Origin of the sequence: Niveispirillum sp. KHB5.9, assembly GCF_048066115.1 — a bacterium.
Lineage (GTDB): Bacteria > Pseudomonadota > Alphaproteobacteria > Azospirillales > Azospirillaceae > Niveispirillum.
Genome location: NZ_JBLTYX010000011.1, coordinates 24,162 through 44,933, shown reverse-complemented (window position 1 = coordinate 44,933; position 20,772 = coordinate 24,162). Strand labels below are relative to the sequence as shown.

The 20,772-nt window shown below is 65.6% G+C and carries 18 protein-coding genes; 9 read left to right on the top strand and 9 right to left on the bottom strand.

The genetic code is table 11. From position 1 onward, the window contains the following. Nucleotides 1-47 precede the first annotated feature (47 nt). Nucleotides 48-1,625, top strand: a complete 1,578-nt coding sequence (gene malQ, locus ACM9HJ_RS17970; protein ID WP_416573139.1) for a 4-alpha-glucanotransferase — start codon at nt 48-50, stop codon at nt 1,623-1,625. Nucleotides 1,626-1,636: 11 nt separating this feature from the next. On the opposite strand, the gene ACM9HJ_RS17965 is transcribed toward malQ, so the two are convergent. Then, nucleotides 1,637-2,602: a pseudouridine-5'-phosphate glycosidase gene (locus ACM9HJ_RS17965; RefSeq protein ID WP_416573138.1), complete on the bottom strand. Its 966-nt coding sequence runs from the start codon at nt 2,600-2,602 to the stop codon at nt 1,637-1,639. A gap of 197 nt (nt 2,603-2,799) precedes the next feature. Here ACM9HJ_RS17965 and ACM9HJ_RS17960 point away from each other — a divergent pair, with 197 nt between their 5' ends. After that, a complete protein-coding gene (locus tag ACM9HJ_RS17960) occupies nt 2,800-3,765 on the top strand; it encodes an NAD(P)H-dependent flavin oxidoreductase (protein WP_416573137.1) in 966 nt (321 codons plus the stop codon). Between the two features lie 130 nt (nt 3,766-3,895). Then, on the top strand, nt 3,896-4,567 hold the full coding sequence (locus tag ACM9HJ_RS17955) for a sensor histidine kinase (RefSeq protein WP_416573136.1): 672 nt from the start codon (nt 3,896-3,898) through the stop codon (nt 4,565-4,567). Nucleotides 4,568-4,610: 43 nt separating this feature from the next. Here the strand turns inward: ACM9HJ_RS17955 and ACM9HJ_RS17950 are convergent, their stop codons facing one another. Beyond that, entirely contained in the window at nt 4,611-5,078 is a 468-nt protein-coding gene (locus tag ACM9HJ_RS17950; protein WP_416573135.1) for an OsmC family protein, read from the bottom strand. Nucleotides 5,079-5,187: 109 nt separating this feature from the next. Further along, entirely contained in the window at nt 5,188-6,027 is an 840-nt protein-coding gene (locus ACM9HJ_RS17945) for a substrate-binding periplasmic protein (protein WP_416573134.1), read from the bottom strand. Nucleotides 6,028-6,207: 180 nt separating this feature from the next. On the opposite strand from ACM9HJ_RS17945, the gene pyrC reads away from it, so the two are divergent. Together pyrC and ACM9HJ_RS17935 are read left to right on the top strand one after the other, a co-directional pair. Beyond that, the gene (gene pyrC, locus ACM9HJ_RS17940) at nt 6,208-7,260 is read left to right on the top strand and encodes a dihydroorotase (protein ID WP_416573133.1); all 1,053 of its coding nucleotides are present in this window, start codon (nt 6,208-6,210) and stop codon (nt 7,258-7,260) included. Between the two features lie 71 nt (nt 7,261-7,331). Next, the gene (locus ACM9HJ_RS17935; protein WP_416573132.1) at nt 7,332-8,006 is read left to right on the top strand and encodes an orotate phosphoribosyltransferase; all 675 of its coding nucleotides are present in this window, start codon (nt 7,332-7,334) and stop codon (nt 8,004-8,006) included. A 94-nt stretch (nt 8,007-8,100) separates the two neighbouring features. Here ACM9HJ_RS17935 and ACM9HJ_RS17930 read toward each other — a convergent pair whose 3' ends face one another. Both ACM9HJ_RS17930 and ACM9HJ_RS17925 read right to left on the bottom strand, forming a co-directional pair. Then, nucleotides 8,101-8,724 carry a hypothetical protein gene (locus ACM9HJ_RS17930; RefSeq protein WP_416573131.1) on the bottom strand — a complete coding sequence of 208 codons (624 nt, stop codon included), beginning with the start codon at nt 8,722-8,724 and terminating at the stop codon, nt 8,101-8,103. A 437-nt stretch (nt 8,725-9,161) separates the two neighbouring features. Continuing rightward, nucleotides 9,162-10,883: a methyl-accepting chemotaxis protein gene (locus tag ACM9HJ_RS17925; RefSeq protein ID WP_416573130.1), complete on the bottom strand. Its 1,722-nt coding sequence runs from the start codon at nt 10,881-10,883 to the stop codon at nt 9,162-9,164. Nucleotides 10,884-11,360: 477 nt separating this feature from the next. On the opposite strand from ACM9HJ_RS17925, the gene ACM9HJ_RS17920 reads away from it, so the two are divergent. Next, nucleotides 11,361-11,675: a hypothetical protein gene (locus tag ACM9HJ_RS17920; RefSeq protein ID WP_416573129.1), complete on the top strand. Its 315-nt coding sequence runs from the start codon at nt 11,361-11,363 to the stop codon at nt 11,673-11,675. A gap of 61 nt (nt 11,676-11,736) precedes the next feature. On the opposite strand, the gene ACM9HJ_RS17915 is transcribed toward ACM9HJ_RS17920, so the two are convergent. Together ACM9HJ_RS17915 and ACM9HJ_RS17910 are read right to left on the bottom strand one after the other, a co-directional pair. Continuing rightward, nucleotides 11,737-13,011: a serine hydrolase domain-containing protein gene (locus ACM9HJ_RS17915; protein WP_416573128.1), complete on the bottom strand. Its 1,275-nt coding sequence runs from the start codon at nt 13,009-13,011 to the stop codon at nt 11,737-11,739. Nucleotides 13,012-13,043: 32 nt separating this feature from the next. Then, the gene (locus ACM9HJ_RS17910; protein ID WP_416573127.1) at nt 13,044-13,466 is read right to left on the bottom strand and encodes an RT0821/Lpp0805 family surface protein; all 423 of its coding nucleotides are present in this window, start codon (nt 13,464-13,466) and stop codon (nt 13,044-13,046) included. Nucleotides 13,467-13,768: 302 nt separating this feature from the next. Here ACM9HJ_RS17910 and ychF point away from each other — a divergent pair, with 302 nt between their 5' ends. The 3 genes from ychF to ACM9HJ_RS17895 all read left to right on the top strand — a co-directional run bounded on the left by ychF (nt 13,769) and on the right by ACM9HJ_RS17895 (nt 18,789). Then, entirely contained in the window at nt 13,769-14,866 is a 1,098-nt protein-coding gene (gene ychF, locus ACM9HJ_RS17905) for a redox-regulated ATPase YchF (RefSeq protein ID WP_416573126.1), read from the top strand. 437 nt (nt 14,867-15,303) lie between these two features. Then, entirely contained in the window at nt 15,304-16,575 is a 1,272-nt protein-coding gene (locus tag ACM9HJ_RS17900; protein ID WP_416573125.1) for a hypothetical protein, read from the top strand. Nucleotides 16,576-16,914: 339 nt separating this feature from the next. Further along, the gene (locus ACM9HJ_RS17895; protein WP_416573124.1) at nt 16,915-18,789 is read left to right on the top strand and encodes an autotransporter domain-containing protein; all 1,875 of its coding nucleotides are present in this window, start codon (nt 16,915-16,917) and stop codon (nt 18,787-18,789) included. Nucleotides 18,790-18,858: 69 nt separating this feature from the next. Here the strand turns inward: ACM9HJ_RS17895 and ACM9HJ_RS17890 are convergent, their stop codons facing one another. Together ACM9HJ_RS17890 and ACM9HJ_RS17885 are read right to left on the bottom strand one after the other, a co-directional pair. After that, nucleotides 18,859-19,746 carry a hypothetical protein gene (locus tag ACM9HJ_RS17890; protein ID WP_416573123.1) on the bottom strand — a complete coding sequence of 296 codons (888 nt, stop codon included), beginning with the start codon at nt 19,744-19,746 and terminating at the stop codon, nt 18,859-18,861. Continuing rightward, entirely contained in the window at nt 19,743-20,660 is a 918-nt protein-coding gene (locus ACM9HJ_RS17885) for a hypothetical protein (RefSeq protein WP_416573122.1), read from the bottom strand. Before ACM9HJ_RS17885 ends, ACM9HJ_RS17890 begins: the two co-directional genes overlap by 4 nt. Between the last annotated feature and the right edge of the window lie 112 nt (nt 20,661-20,772).

The window sequence follows — 20,772 nt, the reverse complement described above, 5'->3', positions numbered from 1 at the left end:
GGAGAGAGTAACAGCCCTGTGTCCGCGCGCAACTGTTGCAATGCAACATGGCTTGCGAAATCATAGCGCCGCACGGCCCCTTGCGGCCCCATGGAAAGACCCGCCCGACCATGAATATCCAGCGCGCCAGCGGCCTTCTGTTGCACCCGACCTCGCTGCCCGGCGGGCATGGCATCGGCGACATGGGGCCGGCGACCCGTGCCTTCCTGGAACAGGTGCAGGCGGCGGGGCAGAGCGTGTGGCAGATCCTGCCGCTGGCCCCCACCAGCCTGGGCAACAGCCCCTATTCCGCCCTGTCCAGCTTCGCCGGCAACCCGCTGCTGATCAGCTTCGACGATCTGGTGGCGGACGGGTTCGCGGATGAAGTCCTGCTGGAACGGTTGCCGGGGAACGAGGCGGAGCGGGTGGATTATGACGGGGTCGCGGCGGCGAAGCTGGCGGCCCTGGACATCGTCGCCGGCGATTTCCTGAAGCGCCCGTCCAGCGATGATGAATGGGGCGATTTCGAGCTGTTCAGGGCGCGCAACGATGCCGAATGGCTGGATGATTACGCGCTCTACACCGTGTTGAAAGCCAAGCATGGCGGGGCGGCCTGGCTGGACTGGAATGCGCTTTATGCCAGCCGCGATCCGATCGGCATCGGGGAGGCGCGGCACACCTTGTCCTTCGAAATCAAGAAGGTGAAGGTGCAGCAGTTCCTGTTCTTCCGGCAATGGATGGCGCTGAAGAAGGATGCGAACGGGCGCGGCATCCGCATCATGGGCGACATCCCGATCTTCGTGGCCGGTGACAGTGCCGATGTCTGGTCGCGCCGCGACCTGTTCGAACTGGACGGATCGGGCCGGCCGACCATCGTCGCCGGCGTGCCACCCGATTATTTCAGTGCGACGGGCCAGCGCTGGGGCAACCCGCTCTATCGCTGGGACGCGCATCGGGCCGACGGTTTCGCCTGGTGGCACCGGCGCATCGCCAAGACGCTGGAAAGTGTCGACATGGTCCGCATCGACCATTTCCGGGGGTTCGAGGCCTATTGGGAAATACCGGCGCATGAGGAAACGGCGATCAATGGCCGCTGGGTGCCGGCACCGGGGTATGAGCTGTTCCAGTCACTGCGCGACAAGTTCGGGGAACTGCCGATCATCGCCGAGGATCTGGGCGTGATCACGCCGGAGGTGGAACGGCTGCGCGACCATTTCGGCTTCCCCGGCATGCGGGTGCTGCCCTTCGAATGGGGCGACCATTTCGAGCCCTGGCATTACGATCCGGGCCGGTATTCAGCGCATTCCGTGTTCTATACGGGCACGCATGACAATGACACGATCCTGGGCTGGGTCGCCTCGCGCGGCGGGCTGGACGGGGAGCTGGGGCAGCGCATCCGGTCGTATCTGAACAGTGACGGGCGCGAGCTGCACTGGGATTTCATCCGCTTCGCCCTGGGGGTGAATTCCGAACTGGTGGTCACACCGGTGCAGGATGTGCTGGGCATGGGCACGGAAGGCCGCATGAACGTCCCCGGCCTGCCCGACGGCAACTGGGGCTGGCGCCTGAAGCCGGGTCAGTGGCGGGACGAGGATGCGGAGCGGCTGCGCGATCTGACGGCGGCGGCGGGGCGGGTGGCGGGGTAACCCCGCCACCCTCAATACCCCGGCGGACGCTTGGCCGTGACCACCTTCTTGGGCAGGACGAACTCGCCCTTCTGCCGCGCATAGGCCACGGCGATGCGTGCCCCCACCTGGGCGTTGTTCAGCAGCAGGGCGCGGTTGGCGGCCAGGCTGGCACCACCGGTCAGTTCCTCCATCCGCTTCAGCAGGAAGGGCGTCAGCGCCTTGCCGCGCACGTCCTTGGCCTGGGCCTCGCCCACCGCCTGGGCGATGGCGGCTTCAACCGCTTCGGCGTCCAGCGCCGCATCATCCGGGATCGGCACGCCGATGACCACGCCACCACCCAGGCCCAGCTGCCACTTGGCACGGAGCACGCGCGCGACCTCGTCGGCCGAATCGCAGCGGCCATCGACCGGCAGGGGCAGGCTGGCGGTGTAGAAGGCGGGGAAGCGGTCGGTGCCGAAACCGATGACCGGCACGCCCTTGGTTTCCAGATATTCCAGCGTGCGCGGCAGGTCCAGGATGGCCTTGGCCCCGGCACAGACCACGGCCACGTCGGTGGCGGCCAGTTCCTCCAGGTCAGCGGAGATGTCCAAGGTCGTCTCCACCCCGCGATGCACGCCGCCGATGCCGCCGGTGGCGAACACCGAAATGCCGGCGAGCGCCGCACCGATCATGGTGGCGGCCACCGTCGTGGCGCCATCGGCACCCTGGGCCAATGCTACCGGCAGGTCGCGGCGGCTGACCTTGCGCACGCCGGGCTGGGCCAGCCGTTCGATGTCATCGGCGTCCAGGCCCACACGGATGCGGCCATCCAGCACGGCGATGGTGGCGGGCACCGCCCCCTCCGCCCGGATCGCGGCTTCCAGGGCGTTGGCCGTCTCCACATTGGCGGGATAGGGCAGGCCATGGCTGATCACGGTCGATTCCAGCGCCACGACGGCCTTGCCGGCCTTCAGCGCCGCCGCCACTTCGGGATGGATGGAGAGGAAGTCCTGCATGGGTCCGGCCCTTGGCATCAAAGTTGGGCGGAGAATGCAACGCCCGCCCCGCCCGGCGCAACGCCAACCGAAGCAGGGGCGGCCATGCGCACGCCACCGGGCCTACCACCGGGGTTGTGGAAGCGCGCGAACGAGCGTGCTAAAAATGCGGACGAAACAATCCGCCGCGAAGGCGCTGCCAGGAGGAATGACCGAAGATGCCGATCCCCAGCCTGTTTTCTGGAAAGCTGTCGCTGCCCGTCATCGCCTCGCCGATGTTCATCGTCAGCTATCCCGATCTGGTGCTGGCCGAATGCAAGGCCGGGATCGTCGGCACCTTCCCCAGCCTGAATGCCCGCCAGGCCGAACAGCTGGATGAATGGCTGGGCCGGATCACCGCCGAACTGGTCGACCATGCCGCCGCCCATCCGGGCAAGCCGGTGGCACCGTTCGGCGTCAACCTGATCGTCCACCGCTCCAACACCCGCCTGCAGGGTGACGTGGAACTGCTGGTCAAGCACAAGGTGCCGCTGGCCATCACCTCGGTCGGTGCCCCCGTCGGCATCGTCGATGCCATCCATTCCTATGGCGGTCTGGTCTTCCACGACGTCACCAATATCCGCCACGCCAAAAAGGCGATCGAGGCGGGGGTGGACGGGCTGATCCTGGTAGCGGCCGGTGCCGGCGGCCATGCCGGCACCACCTCTCCCTTCGCGCTTTTGTCGGAGGTGCGGGAATTCTTCGACGGGCCGATCGTGCTGGCCGGTGCCATCTCGTCCGGCGCGCAGGTGCGCGCGGCGGAGGTGATGGGGGCCGATTTCGCCTATGTCGGCACCCGCTTCATCGCGACCGCGGAGGGCAATGCCCCGGCGGAATACAAGCAGATGCTGATCGACCATGCCGCCGTCGACATCGTCTATACGCCGATGTTCAGCGGCATCCCCGGCAACTATCTGGGCCCCAGCGTCGCCGCCAACGGCATTGACGTGAATGCCATTTCCGGCGGGGCCGCCGATCCCAACCTGTCGATCGAGGATTGGTCGAAGAAGAAGGCCTGGAAGGATATCTGGTCGGCCGGCCAGGGCATCGGCACCATCCATGACGCGCCCCCGGTGGCCGACCTGGTGGCGCGCATGAAGGAGGAATACCGGGCGGCGGCGGCGAAACCGGCGTCGTTCGTGTGAGGTCTTTTTTGACGGGCCGGGAGCGATCCCGGTCTGTGACCTATCGGTCCCCTCAACCAAGCCCATGGACGCCGGCGTTAAAGCCAGCCACTTTCCTGCATCGACCGTTCGACAGGAAAACCGTCCACCCATGAACGCCCCCGCCCCCATCGATCCCGTCCGCCTGCTCTCTTCCGTCGGGCATGATTTGCGCCAGCCTTTCCAGGCCATGCGGCTGTTCCTGAACCTGTTGCAGATGAAGCTTCAGGAACCCAAGCAGGTGGAACTGGCCGGGCGGCTGGAGGAGGCGCTGGAGGTCGGGGCAGCGCAGATGGATCAGGTGCTGACCCTGGCGGCGCTGGGTGCCGGCACGGCGCGGGTGCGGGCGGAGAATGTGCCGCTGGGCCCGCTGCTGGCGCGCGTCGTGGGGGAAATGGTGGAAAAGGCCGCGAAGGCCGGCAAGCGGATCAAGCTGGTGCCCACCAGCCTGTCGGTGGAAACCGATCCGGTGATGCTGGACCGGGTGCTGCGCGCCCTGATCGATAATGCCCTGACCCATGCCACGCCCGGCCGCCGCGTGCTGGTGGGTGTGCGCCGCGCCGGTGGGCCGGCACTGCTGGTGGCCGATGACGGGCCGGGCATCCAGCCCGCCAACCGGGCCCTGGTGCTGGAACCCGGCGGGCGGCTGGAACGGGTGGGTATCGCGCTGCGCGGCCTGGGGCTGGGTCTGGCGCTCTGCCACCAGATCGCCCACAGGCTGGGCCATGAACTGGAGCTGGGCGGCACAAAGGGGCTGGTGGTGAGGTTCGGCTTCAGCCGCTGACAAACTCGGGCTCCGCCACTCAAACAAACTCCGGCTCCGCCACTCAAACAAACTCCGGCTCCGCCTCGACGGGGAAATTCACCGACCGGGCGATGAAGCACATCTCGTGCGCCGTATGGTGCAGGTGGGCGGCCTTTTCCACATCCGCGTCGGCCGCCAGGGTGACGCGCGGGCGGAGCAGGACGCGGGTGAACTGGCCGGCACCGCCCGCCTCCTCCACCATCCAGCCTTCGGCCCGGTCCTCATATGCCGTCACCACGATGCCGGCCCCGGCGCACAGGCCCAGGTACCAGAGCTTATGACAAGCGGACAGCGACGCGACCAGCAGCTCCTCCGGGTTCCAGCGCGCGGGATCGCCGCGGAAGGACGGGTCCGACGAACCTTGGATGGCGGGCTTGGTCCCGGCATTGATCAGGTGGTCGCGGCTATAGGCGCGATAGGCGCTGGTGCCGGCGCCCTGGTTGCCGGTCCAGGTGATGGTGACGGGATAGTGATGTTCCTTGCCGGACATGATCGCTGAAATCCCTTTTCGTGGATCAACGGCGGGCATTCTAGGCCTGGTTACAGCGCAAACGGAGGCGGTGTTTGCGCCGGGCAGCGCCGCGACGAACGGGCTTGCGCTATCGGCCGGCGGGGAACTGATGGCCGCGCGCGGCAACTTCCGTCCGCATGTCCGGGAAAGGTTTATTGCGGGCCAGGATGTCGGCGTAGATTTTGTCCGCCAGCAGCGACTCGTACGCCATTTCGAACATGCGGCGTTCCAGGCTGGCCGCGAACGGCTTGGAAAAGCCCATATAGGATCGCTGCACCGACAAGGGCTTGCCCACGGGCAGGAACCGGACGCCGGGATGGTCATCCTGGAACCGGGCCACCGCGCGGGCATGCACCGCCGCCGCGTCCAGCCGGCCGGACAGGATCAGGGTCAGGGCGATATCGGCCGTGCGCACCTGTTCCAGGCTGATGCCCGGCCGCTTCTCCAACCCGCCGCCCACGGCCCAGCCCAGCGGCACCCCGACATGGGCGATCCCCGCCTCTCCCGGCATGGCACCGCCATCGGTGGGCACGGGGCGGAACAGCCACATCTGGTCGACATAGAAATGTTCGCGGCTGAATTCCATCCAGGCTTCACGTTCCGGCGTGCGGAACGGGCCGACCAGGATGTCGGCCTGGCGCATCTCCACCTCCTTCTGGGCGCGCGGCCAGGGGAATTGCTGGAAACTGCATTTCAAGCCGGCCCGGTCGCAGGCCGCCCGCGCCAGTTCGGCACCGATCCCGCGCTCGCAATCGGCCCCGTCGGAGACGAAGGGCAAGGGACCGCAAACCACGGTGACATTGTTGGAAGCGGTGACAGCCGGGTTGTCCCCCACCCTGGCCCCGGCATCATGGGCCGGCAGCAGCAGCGGTACCGCCAGCAGGGCGGCCAGAAGATGCCGCCTAAGGCGGCGGGGGAAACGCGTCAACAATATCTGCCCGAAAGGAACGGCGGCTGCCGATGGAACAGCCTATGCCCCCCTCGCAAGCCGGGTCAATCACCATCGCCCCCCGACACGGGCGCAGGCCCGGGCTTCCGCAGCGGCGCTTGAGCCGGCGCGGCTTTGGCCCTAGACATCGCTCACCTGGCCCGAGGGGACCCGCCGATCATGACCCAGAATCCGCAACGCCTGACCATCCGCCGCCCGGACGACTGGCACCTGCATCTGCGCACCGGCGCCATGCTGCGCGCCGTGCTGGGGCATTCGGCGGCACAGCTGGGCCGGGCCATCGTCATGCCCAACCTGGTGCCCCCGGTGATCACGGCGGCCCAGGCCGAAACCTACCGGGCGGAGATCGTCGGCGCCCTGCCCGAAGGCAGCCGGTTCCAGCCGCTGATGACCGCGTACCTGACCGACGGCACCGATCCGGACGATCTGGCCAAGGGCAAGGAAGCGGGCATCTTCACCGCCGTGAAGATGTATCCCGCCCATGCCACCACCAATTCCGCCCATGGCGTCACCGACTTGGACAAGGTCGCACCCTGCCTGGACCGGATGGCCAAGGTCGGGCTGCCGCTGCTGGTGCATGGCGAGGTCACGGACCAGAAGGTCGACATCTTCGACCGCGAGGCGGTGTTCATCGACACCGTCCTGCCGACACTGCGCGAACGCCACCCGGACCTGAAGATCGTGCTGGAACATATCACCACGGCCGAGGGGGTCGCGGTGGTGCGCAAGTTCGGGCCGACGGGCAAGCTGGCCGCCACCATCACCGCCCATCATCTGATGATCAACCGGTCGAACATCTTCGCCGGCGGCATCCGCCCGCATCTCTATTGCCTGCCCATCGCCAAGCGCGAGACGCACCGGCTGGCGCTGCGCGAGGCGGCGACGTCGGGGGAGCCCTGGTTCTTCTTCGGCACCGACAGCGCCCCGCACCCGATCGGCGCTAAGGAAACCGCCTGCGGCTGCGCCGGCATCTATACCGCCACCACCGCCGTCGAACTCTATACCCAGGTGTTCGATGAGGAGGGGGCGCTGGACAGGCTGGAGGCCTTCGCCAGCCTGAACGGCCCCGCCTATTACGGGCTGGAGCCCAATGAAGACACCATCACGCTGGAGAAAAGCGGTCTGATCGTGCCCGACATCCTGGATGTCGATGGCAAGGCCGCAATCATGCCCTTCCGGTCCGGTGAGCGCCTGGACTGGAAACTGGTTTGATATGAATGTCAGGACTCGCCTCCGGCTCGACCTGACCTACGCCTCCCACCCTTAAGCGCAGGGACCATGCCATGATCGACGCCGCCACCGCCGCCACCCAGACGGCCCGCATCCTGATCGAGACCAAGTCGGTCCTGTTCAATGCGGAAAAGCCGTTCATCTTCACCTCGGGTCGCGCCAGCCCCGTCTATATCGACTGCCGCAAGCTGATCAGCTTCCCGCGCGCGCGGCGCTTCCTGATCCAGGCCGCGAAGGACCAGCTGTGCCGCGAGGCCGGGTTCGAGGCGTTCGATGCCGTGGCCGGTGGCGAGACGGCGGGCATCCCCTATGCCGCCTTCGTGTCGGACGCGCTGGACCTGCCCATGCTCTATGTCCGCAAGAAACCCAAGGGCTTCGGCCGCAACGCCCAGATCGAAGGGCAACTGCTGGAAGGCCAGCGCGTGCTGCTGGTCGAGGATCTGGCCAGCGAGGGCGGCTCGAAGATCAATTTCGTCAATGCGCTGCGCGATGCCGGCGCCATTGTCGAACATATCTGGGTGGTCTTCCATTACGGCATCTTCCCGCAATCGGAAGCCACTATGGCCGATATGGGCGTGAAGCTGCACGCGCTGGCCACCTGGTGGGACGTGCTGCGCACGGCGCGCGAGGGCAATTATTTCGACGCCCACACGCTGGGCGAGGTGGAAAAGTTCCTGCACGCGCCGGAAGTCTGGTCCGCCAGCAATGGCGGCAACGAGAAGGCTTGATGCCGTAGGTCGGGGTGAGCGATAGCGAACCCCGACAAGCGACGGTGCAATGGGTGTCGGGGTTCGCTATCGCTCACCCCGACCTACGCCTGCGTTAATCCCGCTGCAGGGCCGCCAGATTGAAGTTGGCGCAGAGTACGCCCAGTTGCTTCCCATCGACGGGATCGACCAGCAGCACGCTGGCCAGCACGACATAATCGTCGGCTGATTCGTCGTAGGCGGCGTTCTCCACATGCACCATGCCGGGGGCAGTGGTGGCAGGGATCATGTATTTGGCCTCGTCCGACTGGTCGTAATCGCTGGGGATACGGGTGGCCCCGGCCAGCAGGCCACGATCATCGGTCAGGATCAGGTCGGTCAGCACCGCCTGGCGCGGGAAGCGCATCAGCGCCAGACGCTGCGACAGGGTCCCGCCCATCCCCACATCCAGCAGCGTCCCCCGCCCCCTCTTGGCCTGCAGGCGCCAGGCGATGTCGCGCTGGATGATCGTGTCGATCGACACGGTGTCATTGTCGCGGCTGGCCTGGCGCAACGCCGCCAGCATCACCGGATCGGCCAGCATTTCCGTGGTCAGGTCGTGCATCACGGTGCCGATGCGGGGATTGTCCTCCGCCCGGCGGGAGGTGGCGGATATCACCGCCCCATCCTCGTCCCAAGGCAGAGCCAGCGCCGGGAGCGGTGCGGCCAGCAAGAGTAACCAGATCAAAGCCAACCGCATCTGCCCAGGCACCCCTGTCGGCCCCACCATTCGTTAACCAATCCTAGCAAGTCGGGCGGGCCTTCTCCAGGTGCAGCGAAGCGATCTCGGTGAATATATCGGCATTGACTTGGCGCTATCCTATTTTCGCGGAGCCTCTCGAAACTCTTGGGCACCATCACTGCCACACTCTCCACCGTCACCCCGGCGAAGGCCGGGGCCCAAGTGACAAGCGCTTCGCTCTACGACCTGGGCCCCGGCCTTCGCCGGGGTGACGGTGGATTTATCGGAACCCTCACGGCCCAGACTTTCGCAGAGGTCTCTCGAAAGTGGAGAAGTCAAATAGAGAAGAATGTTCCTGCCTCCAAAACGCAAAGCCCCCGTCCGGATGGACGGGGGCCTGCGGTAGGACAGTAGCTTGAACGCTTTCTGAACTCAGGCGCTGCGCACCCTTGACCTTAGGCGCTGCGCACCTGGGCCAGGAAGCGGTCCACGGTGTCGCCCAGTTCGCCGGACTGGCGGGCCATGTTGCGGGCGGCACCCAGCATGTCGGTGGCAGAGGAACCGGTCTGGTGTGCGACCTGCTCCAGGCTCTCGATGTTGCGGGTAACCTCCATCGTGCCCATGGAGGCCTGCTGCACGTTGCGGGCGATCTCCTTGGTGGCGGCGTCCTGCTCCTCGACAGCACCGGCGACCATTTCGGAGATGTCGTTGATCTCCGCGATGGTACGGCTGATGGTGACGATGGCGTCGACGGCCTCCTTGGTGGCGTCCTGCATCGTGGTGATCTGGCTGGCGATCTCTTCCGTGGCCTTGGCCGTCTGATTGGCCAGCGACTTCACTTCCGAGGCCACGACGGCGAAGCCCTTGCCGGCTTCACCGGCGCGGGCCGCTTCGATCGTGGCGTTCAGGGCCAGCAGGTTGGTCTGGCTGGCGATGTCGCTGATCAGCTTCACCACGTCGCCGATCGACTGGGCGCGCTGGGCCAGCGACTGCACGGTGCCGTTGGTCTTCTCGGCGGTCTTGGCGGCATCGCGGGCGATGCGGGCCGAGGTGTTGACCTGGTTGGAAATCTCGGCCAGCGAGCCGGCCAGTTCCTCGGTGGCGCTGGCCACCGACTGCACGTTCGCACTGGCCTGCTGGGTGGCGGCGGCGACGGCGCTGGTCTGCGCACGGCTTTCCTCGGCCGATGCGGACAGCCCCTCGGCGGTCGACTGCACCTGGCTGGAGGCGCCCGACAACTCGGCCACCACGCCCTTCACCGAATTCTCGAAGTCGGACGCCAGCTTCTGCATGGAGGCCTTCTTCTCCACGGCAGCCTGACGCTCGGCCTCTTCCTGGCGGCGGCGCAGGTTTTCAACCTCAAGGGCATTGTCCTTGAAGACCTGCACCGACTGCGCCATGGCGCCGATCTCGTCCCCGCGGCCCAGGCCGGTGACGGCCACGGACAGATCACCGCCGGCCAGCTTGGACATGGCGGACTGCATGTCCTTCAGCGGCGCGCCGACGATCTTGTGCAGCAGGAAGACCAGCAGACCGATCAGCACGGCCAGCACGATGGCGGCGATCAGCAGGTTGCCCCACACGGCGGTGGAGATCGACGATTGCACGTTGGCGCGGCTCCAGGCCACGGTCAGCGTGCCCACCTGGTCACGGTTGGCACCGGCGCGCACCGGGGCCTGGGCGATCAGGAAGTCACCCAGATCCTGCACCTTCACGTCGGCCACGGTCTTGTCGATCTTGGCCTTGGCGAAGTCGAAGCCCGCCATGCCGGCCGGCAGCGGCTTTTCCTTGGTGGGATATTCGTTCAGCACCTCGCCATCGGCATCCACCACCTTCACGGCGGCCAGGCTGGTGCCCTTGGCGGTGGCGAGGTCGTTGTAGCTGTCGGCCACGGCGTCGGAATTCTTGAAGCGCACGGCGGCGGCCATCTGGGCCGCCATCATCTCCGTGACCTGGCTTTCGGACCGCTGGGAAAGGTCCAGCATCGCGTCGCTCATCGACGAGGCGCTGAGGCCGATCACGGCACCCAGGCCGATGATGACCGGCACGGCGATCGAAAAGGTGATCTTGCGACTGATGGACCAGTTGCCGAAAAGGGCGCCCAGACCGCCGGCGGAACCGGCAGCAGCCGGCGCAGCCTTGCCGGTCGGGCGCATGGTCCGATTGATAGTGCTCATCTCGCTGAACCTCTCCTGTCCTTTACCGCACGCGTGACTTTGACCAACCGCAAATTCCGCACAAGCGAAAAACCGCTTTAACGAACGACCGTGCCGTACATTTTTAACGACACATTACCGAACCCCGCGAACAGGGCGCGTTAACCACTACACGCGATGGAATGAGTAGTTAATTGGGACATTTTTATTAAAACCCACTCCATCATCGGATCGACGGGAATGTCCCTTGCCGACCCCCCAGACTTTCGCATAGGTATAACCGAGCTTGTAACGAAAATGTAGGCGTATCTACCGCAAGGGCGGCGGATTCGGAGGATGCGGCCCGGCCGCAAACATCTATTAAGAATTTACCGATAAAATCGGTCGCGTAAGCCCTGTAGGGAGGGGCGCCGGCGGGACGTCATCACCCACCGACAAAAAGCCAAATGAAGTCGAAGTGCGTAAACGATAAGTGGCGATGAACAAGGGGCTTTTACGATGAAGAAAATGGTTGCGGCCGCGCTTGCCGTGGCGGCGTTCGGGTTTGTCGGTGCCGCCCATGCGGAATGCACGTTGAAGGATGCGCCGGTCCTGCCCGACGGGGCGACGGCGGCGGAAGCCGACATGGTCGCCGCCCAGCAGGCGGTGAAGGCCTATGTCGCCGAGACCCAGGAATATCTGGCCTGCCTGGAATTCGAAGGCAAGGGCCGCGCGGGTGGTGACTGGACCAAGAAATACAACGACGCCTCCACCCGCATGGAGAAGCTGGCGGCCGACTTCAACAAGCAGTTGCGCGCCTTTAAATCCAAGTAACGGCTGAAGAAAAGGCCTGTACGTCCCCGCCGGGCCCTTGTCTGGCCGGCGGGGCGAAACCTTACTTGCTGCCCGGCGGCGGGCCAAGCGGTTCCACCGTGACCTTCGGCACGGGCGGCGGCTTGGTGATGGGTGGCATTTCAACCTGCCCGTTCAGATCGCGCGCCCGGCCAACTTTCATGCCGTTCTTCGACCGGAATTCCGCCGGCGGGGTGGTCAGCGACCGCGACACCAGATTGGGCAGGGCCGATTCGTCCCAATCCGCCACCGCCGGCCCCAGGCGCAGCACCACCAGATCACGCCCCTTCGACACATAAAGCCGTGCACCATCGGCACCGGACAGGAAGATCGTGTCGCCATCGGCGAACGGCTTCTTCGCACCATTGCCGTTCTTCGCCTCGAACGGCCAGCCCAGGCGCACCCGCCAGCCATCATGGCGGGTCAGACCGTTGGGCCGTTCCATCTGGTCCAGCCAGGGGGTGGGCACCAGCTGCGTCGCCCCCACCACGCCGCCTTCCAGCAGCAGCAGGCCCGGCCGCAGCCAGTCGCGCGCGGTCGCCCTCACGCAGCAATGGAGATAGGCCGCCCCGTCATTGCCGCCGGCCGACACTTGGCCCGGCCGGGCCCCCAAGCGCCGCCACAGTTTTTCCGACAGCAGATCGGCCGCCGGCACACCCGCGGCGCGCGACAGGACCAGACCCAGCACCTGCGCCTCGAAATCATTGGGGGCGAAGCGGCTGCCCGGTTCGAAATCCAGCTTGGCCGACAGGGTCCAGGCGATGGCATCTCCAGCCGGGGGCGTGGTGGGAATGGTGATGCCCGAGGTGCCGGCCAGCAGCTGGCGCACAGTGATGCGGCCGCGATCGTCGCCCGCCCATTCCGGCAACCACTTGCCGATGCCGGTCTCCAGCCCCGGCAGCGCCCCGTCGCGCAGCGCCTGACCGGTCAGCAGGGCCATGATGGCCGGCATCAGCCCGGTGCCATCCAGCAGGTCGCCGGCCTGGACATCGGGGGCATAGCGTTCCAGCTGCAGGGCACCAGCGTGCCAGACCAGCAGGGCGCGGCTGTTGGAGGCGGTGAAGAAGGCGTCGATCTCCTTCAGCCCCTTTTCCGACAGCACGCCCTGGTCCGGGTCGGCCACGGGCAACACAGTGCCGGGGCCCGACACCAGCGGCTTGTCCACCAGCACCGGGCCCTCCGGCTTCACCGGGATCAGGATGCCGGCCGGATCGTTGCGCGCGCCCTGCTTGTCGCTGCCCCCCAGCCACCAGACCGCACCCAGGGCGGTTCCCAGCAGCAGGGCAGAGGTGGCGGCAATGACGATCGGACGACGCATGAACAATCCCCAGGTGAGCAGTCCCGACCCCGTCAGGAGCCGTGGCGGTAGAGGGGATAGTCCTTGGCCTGCACCACCTCCCAGGCGCCGTCGGGCTGACGGCAGAGGAAGCCGGTCGCATGCTGGTACATCTCCTCCAGGATGACGACGGAATGGAACTCGCGGCAGGGACGGTTCTGGCCGTCATAGCCGTCGCGCAGGACCTTCACGGCCCCGCGCTTGCCGGTGATGGGATTGGCCCAACCCACGGGAACGTCGATCCCCTTGGTCCCCAGTTCGCGCAAGGCACCCTGGAAGCCGGCCAGATCGCTGTCCTCCATGGTGATGACGCGCGGCTTGGGCGGGGCCGGCGGCGGTGGGGCTTCCACCACCGGCGGCGGGGCCGGCGGCGGCTTCGTCTGGCACCCGGCCACGACCAGCATCAGGCACATCAAACCCAGGCTGCGCTTCATCATTCTCTTTCCCAAGCCGCTTCGACCCTTGATCGGTGGCTCTCTAGTGCCAAACCGCCGGGGGCCAAGGCAAGGACGAACCCCTTCCCGATGCGATTTGGCCGGGCAATCTTGGCGGCAGCGTGGCGCGGGCGGAGCCATGTTGTGACATGGTCACATCGGGAAACGCGGTTTGTGACCATCCGTTCCATAGCTCTTGCCGGCCAAATGACGGGGGCGCCCTGCACCCCCGTCATTTGCATTCCGGCCCCGGATCGCCCATAACCGGGACCAATCCTTGAACCTTTTCGGCAAAGCATCGTCCCATGGGATTCAATTGCGGTATCGTCGGCCTGCCCAATGTCGGCAAGTCCACCCTGTTCAACGCGCTGACCAGCACGGCGGCGGCCGAGGCCGCGAACTATCCGTTCTGCACGATCGAGCCGAATGTCGGCCGCGTCGGCGTGCCCGACCCGCGCCTGGACAAGCTGGCCGAGATCGCCAAGTCGCAGAAGATCATCGCCACGCAGCTTGAATTCGTCGACATCGCCGGTCTGGTGCGCGGTGCGTCGAAGGGCGAGGGCCTGGGCAACCAGTTCCTGGCCAATATCCGCGAGGTCGATGCCATCGTCCACGTCCTGCGCTGCTTCGAGGATGGCGACATCACCCATGTCGAAGGCTCCATCGAACCGGTCCGCGATGCGGAGACGGTGGAGACGGAACTGATGCTGGCCGACATGGACAGCTTGGAAAAGCGCTTGCCGCCGTTGCAGAAGAAGGGCAAGGCTGGCGACAAGGATGCCAAGGCCCTGTCGGAACTGATGGAACGCGTGCTGGTGGCGCTGCGCGACGGCAAGCCGGCCCGGTCGGTGGAGATCAGCAACGAAGAACGTGACATGTTCAAGCAGATGGCCCTGCTGACCGGCAAGCCCGTGCTCTATGTCTGCAACGTCGAAGAGGCGTCGGCCGGCACCGGCAATGCGCTCTCCGCCAAGGTGGCCGAGATGGCCGCCCGCCAGGGTGCCGCCAGCGTCGTCATCTCCGCCGCCATCGAGGCCGAGCTGTCGCAGCTGCCCGACGAGGACAAGCTGGAATATTTGTCCTCGCTGGGGCTGGAGGAGCCGGGCCTGAACCGGGTGATCCGCGCCGGCTACGGTCTGCTGGGCCTGCTGACCTTCTTCACCGTCGGCCCGAAGGAAGCCCGCGCCTGGACCGTGCGCAAGGGGGCCAAGGCCCCTGAAGCCGCCGGCGTCATCCATACCGATTTCGAGCGCGGCTTCATCAAGGCCGAAACCGTCGATTACACCAGCTACACCACGCTGGGCGGCGAAGCCGGGTGCAAGGAAGCCGGCAAGATGCGCATGGAAGGCAAGGAATACCTGGTCCAGGACGGCGACATCTTCCATTTCCGGTTTAATGTATAAGTCCCTCAGGCGCTGGGCGCCCGCATCCGCGGGCTTGGCTTACGCGATCACGTGATCGCGGGCCGGCAGTCGCCGGCCTGAGGTACCAACACAGAAAAAGGCCCCGCCCACCCCGGCGGGGCCTTTTTCATTGCACCCCGGAAACGATTGAAACAATTGACGCAATGCGTCCTTTTCCGCGAGTCGCACCCGATTTCACGCAGCAGCCTCTGCACGGGGGTCGGGCAGGTCCCGGCGTTAATCATGGATATTGAGCAATTCCAACGGGGTACCACAATCCCCTGTACAGTGATGCCGTATTTCGTGGTTCCGAATTAAGCAACTTATTGACCCCCTTTCGGGACGGGGTTATCCAATTGTCACCGGGGCTGGCAATTAGGCGGTGAACGGTTCGCGCCCAAGCGGAACCTGCCGCCACAATAAGAGGCATGCGTGCGATGAGTTCGCAGATTCTCACCTTCGACAAGTCTGGTCTGACCCTGCGGTCGCTGACCGGCATGTCCATCCCCCTGCCGGGGGTCGACACCAATGGCGTCAATGCCGTCGTGGCCGGCGACCTGTCTTCGGACGGTGTGGCCGATGTCGTGGTCGGCCGTGACGACGGCACCTTCTCCTGGTTCGACGGCCAGCCGGGCGGCGAAAAGCCGGTCGAGCACAAGCTGGAACTGCCGCTGCCCACGCCCCGCATGTTCGGGGTGGAGCGCGTGACGGAACTGGCCGGCATCGCCGACGCCAACGGCGATGGCCGCAACGACGTGATCTTCACGTCGTACCTACTGTACAGTGACACGCCCAACGTCATCGTCGATCCGAACCCCGAGGGCGAATTCCACATCCTGCCCTACCCGTACCCCATCCCCTACGGCGATGACGGTCTGGTGGCGCCGCGCCCGTCGGGCGCGCCGGCGGAGATCGAGCCGATCTCCACCATCGCGCAGCCGACCGCGCTGACCGCCCCCTGGGGTACGCTGGACCTGTCCAACATCTCGGTCGAGTTGCGCGGCGTCATCATGAATACCGCCGGCGAAGTGCTGGTGCCGGGCGTCAACACCAGCCAGGGCATCGCCGTGGGTGAGCCCCACCCCGACAATGGCCGCTTCGCCGAGCCGGCCAAGCAGATCTATGGCCTGGATACGCAGACGGGCAATGTCTACGTGATCTGGGACAACCAGGACCGCAACAACGAGTTCGTGAGCCTGGCGAACCTGGATGGCCGTGGCGGTACCGACGTGCTGTTCAAGGACAAGGCGACCGGCGACCTGTTCGTCAAGATCGACTATTCCGACAAGTACTTCGTCAGCTCCATCACCCAGGACCCGAACATCACGGTCGCGGCGGTCGGGGAGTTCAACGGTAACGATTATATCGACGAGATCCTGTTCTTCAACGCGGAGAGCCGGGAATTCATCGTCTGGCACAACCCGCCGTTCGATCCCGCCACCACCTATATGGCCGGCGTCGACTATTTCGAGACCGTGTTCAAGCTGGATTTCGGCTGGGACTTCGTCGGCACCCAGGATCTGGATGGCGACGGGATCGAGGACATCATCGTCGCGGCGGTGGGCGACTTCGCCCCTTACACGCCGGGTTCGATCGCGCCCGTGTCCTATTTCAGCTCCGCCAGCCAGGAGCTGGTGGAACTGGGCAGCTTCGACCCGTTCACGCTGAAGGGCGTGGGCAATTATTTCGACGGCCCTTCCATTCTTTAAGACCGTCGAGACTTGTGAGGCACTTCTCAGTCTGTTCCTTGACGGGCGGTCCTTCGCGGCCGCCTGTTTTTTATTATTTTAATCCTTGCGCCCTCAAGCGCCAGGCGCCGGCAGTCGCCGGCCTGCCAACAGCAGGGAATCGCATGCCGTTGGCATTACCCCGATTGCCGTAGCGACTGACATGGTTGTGTCATCAAGGCCGCAATCGCCGGAATAATGCATATGGCCCTGCCCCTTCCGTAACGTCACCCCCTTCCGTGACCCGCCGGCTTTGGCTACCGTCTTTCCCGTGCTGAATCGGGCATCAAACAAAAGCCCGACCATGGGAGGAACATATTGATGAGCAAGAAGCTTCTGGGCGGCACTGCCCTTGCCGCCGTGCTGTCCCTGTCCGCCATCGCCATGGACGCCCCGGCGGCCAAGGCCCAGGGCCTGGACATCTCCTCGCTGGTCGTGTTCGGCGACAGCCTGAGCGATACCGACAATCTGAAGAACCTGAACCCGGCCAGCCGGCCCGGCACGCCCTATGTCAATGGCCGCTTCTCCAACGGCCCGGTGTGGCTGGAGAACCTGGGCACCCTGACCGGCATCACCACCAGCAGCCGTGCCTATGGCGGTGCCCGTGCCACCCGCACCACCGCCATCGACCTGACGGCCCAGGTCGACGCCTATCTGACCGGCGGCACCAGCATTCCGGCCAGCCGCGCCGTGGGCATCTGGATCGGCGGCAATGATTACATCGCCGTGCTGACCACGCCGCAGGCCAACCCCACTGCCGCCGCGCAGACCGCCATCGCCGCCACCACGGGGGCCATCACCGCCCAGGCCGGCCGCCTGTATGCCGCCGGTGCCCGCCAGTTCGTGCTGTTCAACCTGCCGCCGCTGGGCTCCATCCCACTGACCAGCAGCCTGTCGGCCGCCGACAAGGCCAGCGCCAACACCGTGTCCGACCTGCACACCCAGGCCATCAAGGCCTCGGCCGCCACGCTGCGCGCCCAGGGTGCCACCGTGACGGTGGTGGATGTGCAGACCCTGTTCCAGGGCCTGGTCGCGTCGCCCTCGACCTATGGTTTCACCAACGTCACCACCCCCTGCTATGCCCCGATCGGGCCAGGCGGGTCGCTGGTGGCCACGGGCGTGTGCGCCACGGCGGCGGGTGCCGCCGGCACCGTGTTCTTCGACGCGCTGCACCCCACCACCGCCGCCCACCAGATGATCGCCCAGTACGCCTATGGCACCATGTCCGCCACCTATGAGGCGCCGGCGGCCCTGGCCATCAGCACCGATGCCGCCCAGCGCCTGCTGGACCTGGCGAACGAGGGCGTGTCGGCCCGCATGGCCGGTGCGCGCACCGGCCAGGGTTCGGTGAATGTCATCGGCGCGCAGGCGGGCCAGGATGACCGTTTCGGCATGTTCGTCTTCGGCTCCTATGTCGATGGCGACCGGGATGAGGTGCGGGGCCAGTTCGGCTATGAATATGACGGGTTCAATGCCGGCCTGGGCTTCGACTATCAGGTCGACCAGCATGTGGTCGCCGGCCTGGCCTTCAGCTATGGCAACCTGAATGTCGACACCGACGACGCCTATGCCAAGCTGGACGCCACCGCCTATAACCTGACCGCCTATATCACCGCGGCGGCGGATGATTTCTGGATGGACACGACCCTGTCCTACAGCTTCGACGACTACAAGTCGGACCGCACCACGCGCTTCACCCCGTTCGCCAATGCCCATGGCGATTACAAGGGCAACACCTACGCGCTGGGCACGACGGTCGGCTTCACGCCGGTCGCCGGTTCCTTCGCCATGGGCCCGGTCATCGGCCTGCGCTATGCCAAGAGCCGGGTGGAGGGTTTCGCGGACGAGGGTGCGGGCCCGCTGGCCCTGACCTGGGACGATTTCGACGCCGAAAGCCTGCTGGGCAGCGTCGGCGGCCAGATCAGCGGCGTGGGCACCAGCTTCGTGCCGCAGGTCCGCGTGGCCTATGAATACGAATTCAAGAATGACAGCCGCGCCATCACCGGCCGCTTCGCCAATGGCGAACTGGCCTGGACCGATCCGGGTGCGGGCAAGCGCGGCCGTCTGGCCGTGGGCGCCGGCCTGGTGCATGAGACGGCGGAGAATGTCGCGGTGGCGGTCAGCTATAATGGCCATTTCGCCGGCGGCGATCGCACCGACCATGCCCTGACCGCCCATATGAAGATCGGGTTCTGATTGAATGTCCCCCGGGTACCGGGGGGCGCATAAGGGAAAGGCCGCGACGGGTGACCGTCGCGGCCTTTTTCATGCCGACAGTTCGTCCTGCATCGGGAACTTGGTCCCCACATAGGACATGAAGGTATTGCCGTGATGCTGGATTTCCAGGAAGGCGGCATTGTCCATGTGCGGCTTGTAGGTCTGGAAGGTCCGCATGACGCCGAAGGTCGCGGCACTTTCCAGGGGCCCGAAGAAGCTGGTCTCATAATCCAGGAAGGACGTGCGGCCCATCCAGTATTCCAACTGTCCCGCCGTCAGGAAATAGGCACCGGCATGCGGGTTGCGGGCCCGGACCAGCCGGACATCGACATCCAGGAAATTGGCTTTCAGCTCCGTCTCCTGCTCCCGGGGCAGGAACTGGCGGACGAAGGTTTCGCTGAAATCACCGTCCAGATACAGCTTGTGCAGCGGCCCGCCGGCGATTTCGAACCGGTTGGGCTGCAACAGCGCCCCCGCGCCCGCATGGCGCTGGAACCAGGCCAGCTTGGCCAGGAACCAGGGGTCGGTGACGATCAGATCGTCTTCCATATAGGCGTACCAGTCGTAGCGGCCGGCGCGTTCCTTCATCGCACGCTGGCACTCATAGCCCAGCAGCATGGGATCGGCGATGCCGGTGCGCTCCTGGCTGAACAGACCCTCCAGTCCGGCCAGCAGATGGTTGTCGCCGGCCGTGCAGACCACGATGTCCAGTTCGACCCGCTGCACCGGCCGGACGGGATGGGTGACGCGGTCACCCACCTGGATCACCGCCTGGCGCGACCCCAGCGACTGGTGCAGCGCGGTGATGCAGCGGCGGATGGCGTTCACCCGATGGGCGGCCTTCTCCCGGCCCGATCCGTAGCGGCTGTCCGACCCTTCCTTGAAGAAATGCGGGATGGTCACCAGCAGGCGGGGAACCCGCGCTTGCACGCTCATATCACCGGATCGTCGCGCCAGGGGAATTTCCCGCCGATATGGCGCATGAAGGCGTGGCCATAATGCTGGACCTCAAGGAAGGCGGCATTGCCGACATGCGGCTTGAAGACCTGAAAGGTGCGCAGGATGCCGCAGGTGGCGGCACTTTCCAAAGGCCCCAGGAAACTGGAATCGCGGTTCAGGAAACGGGGCTGCTGCAGCCAATGCTGCATCTGCACGGACGATAGCATGAACATGCCCGAATGCGGATTGAGGGCGCGGACCATGCGGATTTCCAGGTCCAGGAAATGGCCCTTCAGTTCGGCCTCCGGCCCGTTGGGCAGTATCTGCCTGACCATGCCCTCCTTCAGGTCGCCGTCGATATAGACCTTCTGCGGCGGCCCGCCGGCGACTTCGAAGCGATTGGGCTGCAACACCTTCATCGGGCCGCAATATTTCTGGAACCAGGCGCATTTGACCAGGAACCAGGGGTCGGAAATGACCAGGTCATCTTCCATGAAGGCGTACCAGTCATAGGCACCGAACCGTTCCTTGAGCACCCGATGACATTCGAAGCCCAGAAACATCGGGTCTGGAATATCCGTCGGTTCATGTGTGAACAGGTCGTCGCCCAGCGCCAATTCGCCGATCAGATGATCCTCACCCGCGGTGCAGATGACGATATCGATCTCCACCCCCTGCTGGGGGATGATGGGATGGGCCGTCTCCGTGCTGATCTGGATGATGGCGTGGCGGCTTCCCAGCGACTGGTGCAGCGCGGTGATGCAGCGCCGCAATCCGTGAATGCGCGCCTCCGCCTTGTCGCGGCCCGATCCGTAGCGGCTGTTGCTGCCCTGCCTGTAATAATGCGGGATGGTCACCAGCAGGCGGGGCGTGCGGGGAGCCGGCGGAGCCCCTGCTTGAGTATCGGACATGGGCCAGGACTTCTGCGCTTGTCATTCGAAGGGGCGGGTGACGGCCAAGAAGTCGCAATATCACCCGGCCGGCGTCAAGGTTGGAATGGCGCCCCTGGAACATCCGATCCGG

Coding starts and splice junctions, on each gene's coding strand:
- ACM9HJ_RS17895 (WP_416573124.1), top strand. CDS start 16,915: ATGAGCAAGAAGCTTCTGGGCGGCACTGCCCTTGCCGCCGTGCTGTCC.
- ACM9HJ_RS17900 (WP_416573125.1), top strand. CDS start 15,304: ATGAGTTCGCAGATTCTCACCTTCGACAAGTCTGGTCTGACCCTGCGG.
- malQ (WP_416573139.1), top strand. CDS start 48: ATGGCTTGCGAAATCATAGCGCCGCACGGCCCCTTGCGGCCCCATGGA.
- ACM9HJ_RS17890 (WP_416573123.1), bottom strand. CDS start 19,746: ATGAGCGTGCAAGCGCGGGTTCCCCGCCTGCTGGTGACCATCCCGCAT.
- ACM9HJ_RS17950 (WP_416573135.1), bottom strand. CDS start 5,078: ATGTCCGGCAAGGAACATCACTATCCCGTCACCATCACCTGGACCGGC.
- ACM9HJ_RS17920 (WP_416573129.1), top strand. CDS start 11,361: ATGAAGAAAATGGTTGCGGCCGCGCTTGCCGTGGCGGCGTTCGGGTTT.
- ACM9HJ_RS17915 (WP_416573128.1), bottom strand. CDS start 13,011: ATGCGTCGTCCGATCGTCATTGCCGCCACCTCTGCCCTGCTGCTGGGA.
- ACM9HJ_RS17885 (WP_416573122.1), bottom strand. CDS start 20,660: ATGTCCGATACTCAAGCAGGGGCTCCGCCGGCTCCCCGCACGCCCCGC.
- ACM9HJ_RS17960 (WP_416573137.1), top strand. CDS start 2,800: ATGCCGATCCCCAGCCTGTTTTCTGGAAAGCTGTCGCTGCCCGTCATC.
- ACM9HJ_RS17925 (WP_416573130.1), bottom strand. CDS start 10,883: ATGAGCACTATCAATCGGACCATGCGCCCGACCGGCAAGGCTGCGCCG.
- ACM9HJ_RS17955 (WP_416573136.1), top strand. CDS start 3,896: ATGAACGCCCCCGCCCCCATCGATCCCGTCCGCCTGCTCTCTTCCGTC.
- ACM9HJ_RS17910 (WP_416573127.1), bottom strand. CDS start 13,466: ATGATGAAGCGCAGCCTGGGTTTGATGTGCCTGATGCTGGTCGTGGCC.
- ACM9HJ_RS17935 (WP_416573132.1), top strand. CDS start 7,332: ATGATCGACGCCGCCACCGCCGCCACCCAGACGGCCCGCATCCTGATC.
- ychF (WP_416573126.1), top strand. CDS start 13,769: ATGGGATTCAATTGCGGTATCGTCGGCCTGCCCAATGTCGGCAAGTCC.
- ACM9HJ_RS17965 (WP_416573138.1), bottom strand. CDS start 2,602: ATGCAGGACTTCCTCTCCATCCATCCCGAAGTGGCGGCGGCGCTGAAG.
- ACM9HJ_RS17930 (WP_416573131.1), bottom strand. CDS start 8,724: ATGCGGTTGGCTTTGATCTGGTTACTCTTGCTGGCCGCACCGCTCCCG.
- pyrC (WP_416573133.1), top strand. CDS start 6,208: ATGACCCAGAATCCGCAACGCCTGACCATCCGCCGCCCGGACGACTGG.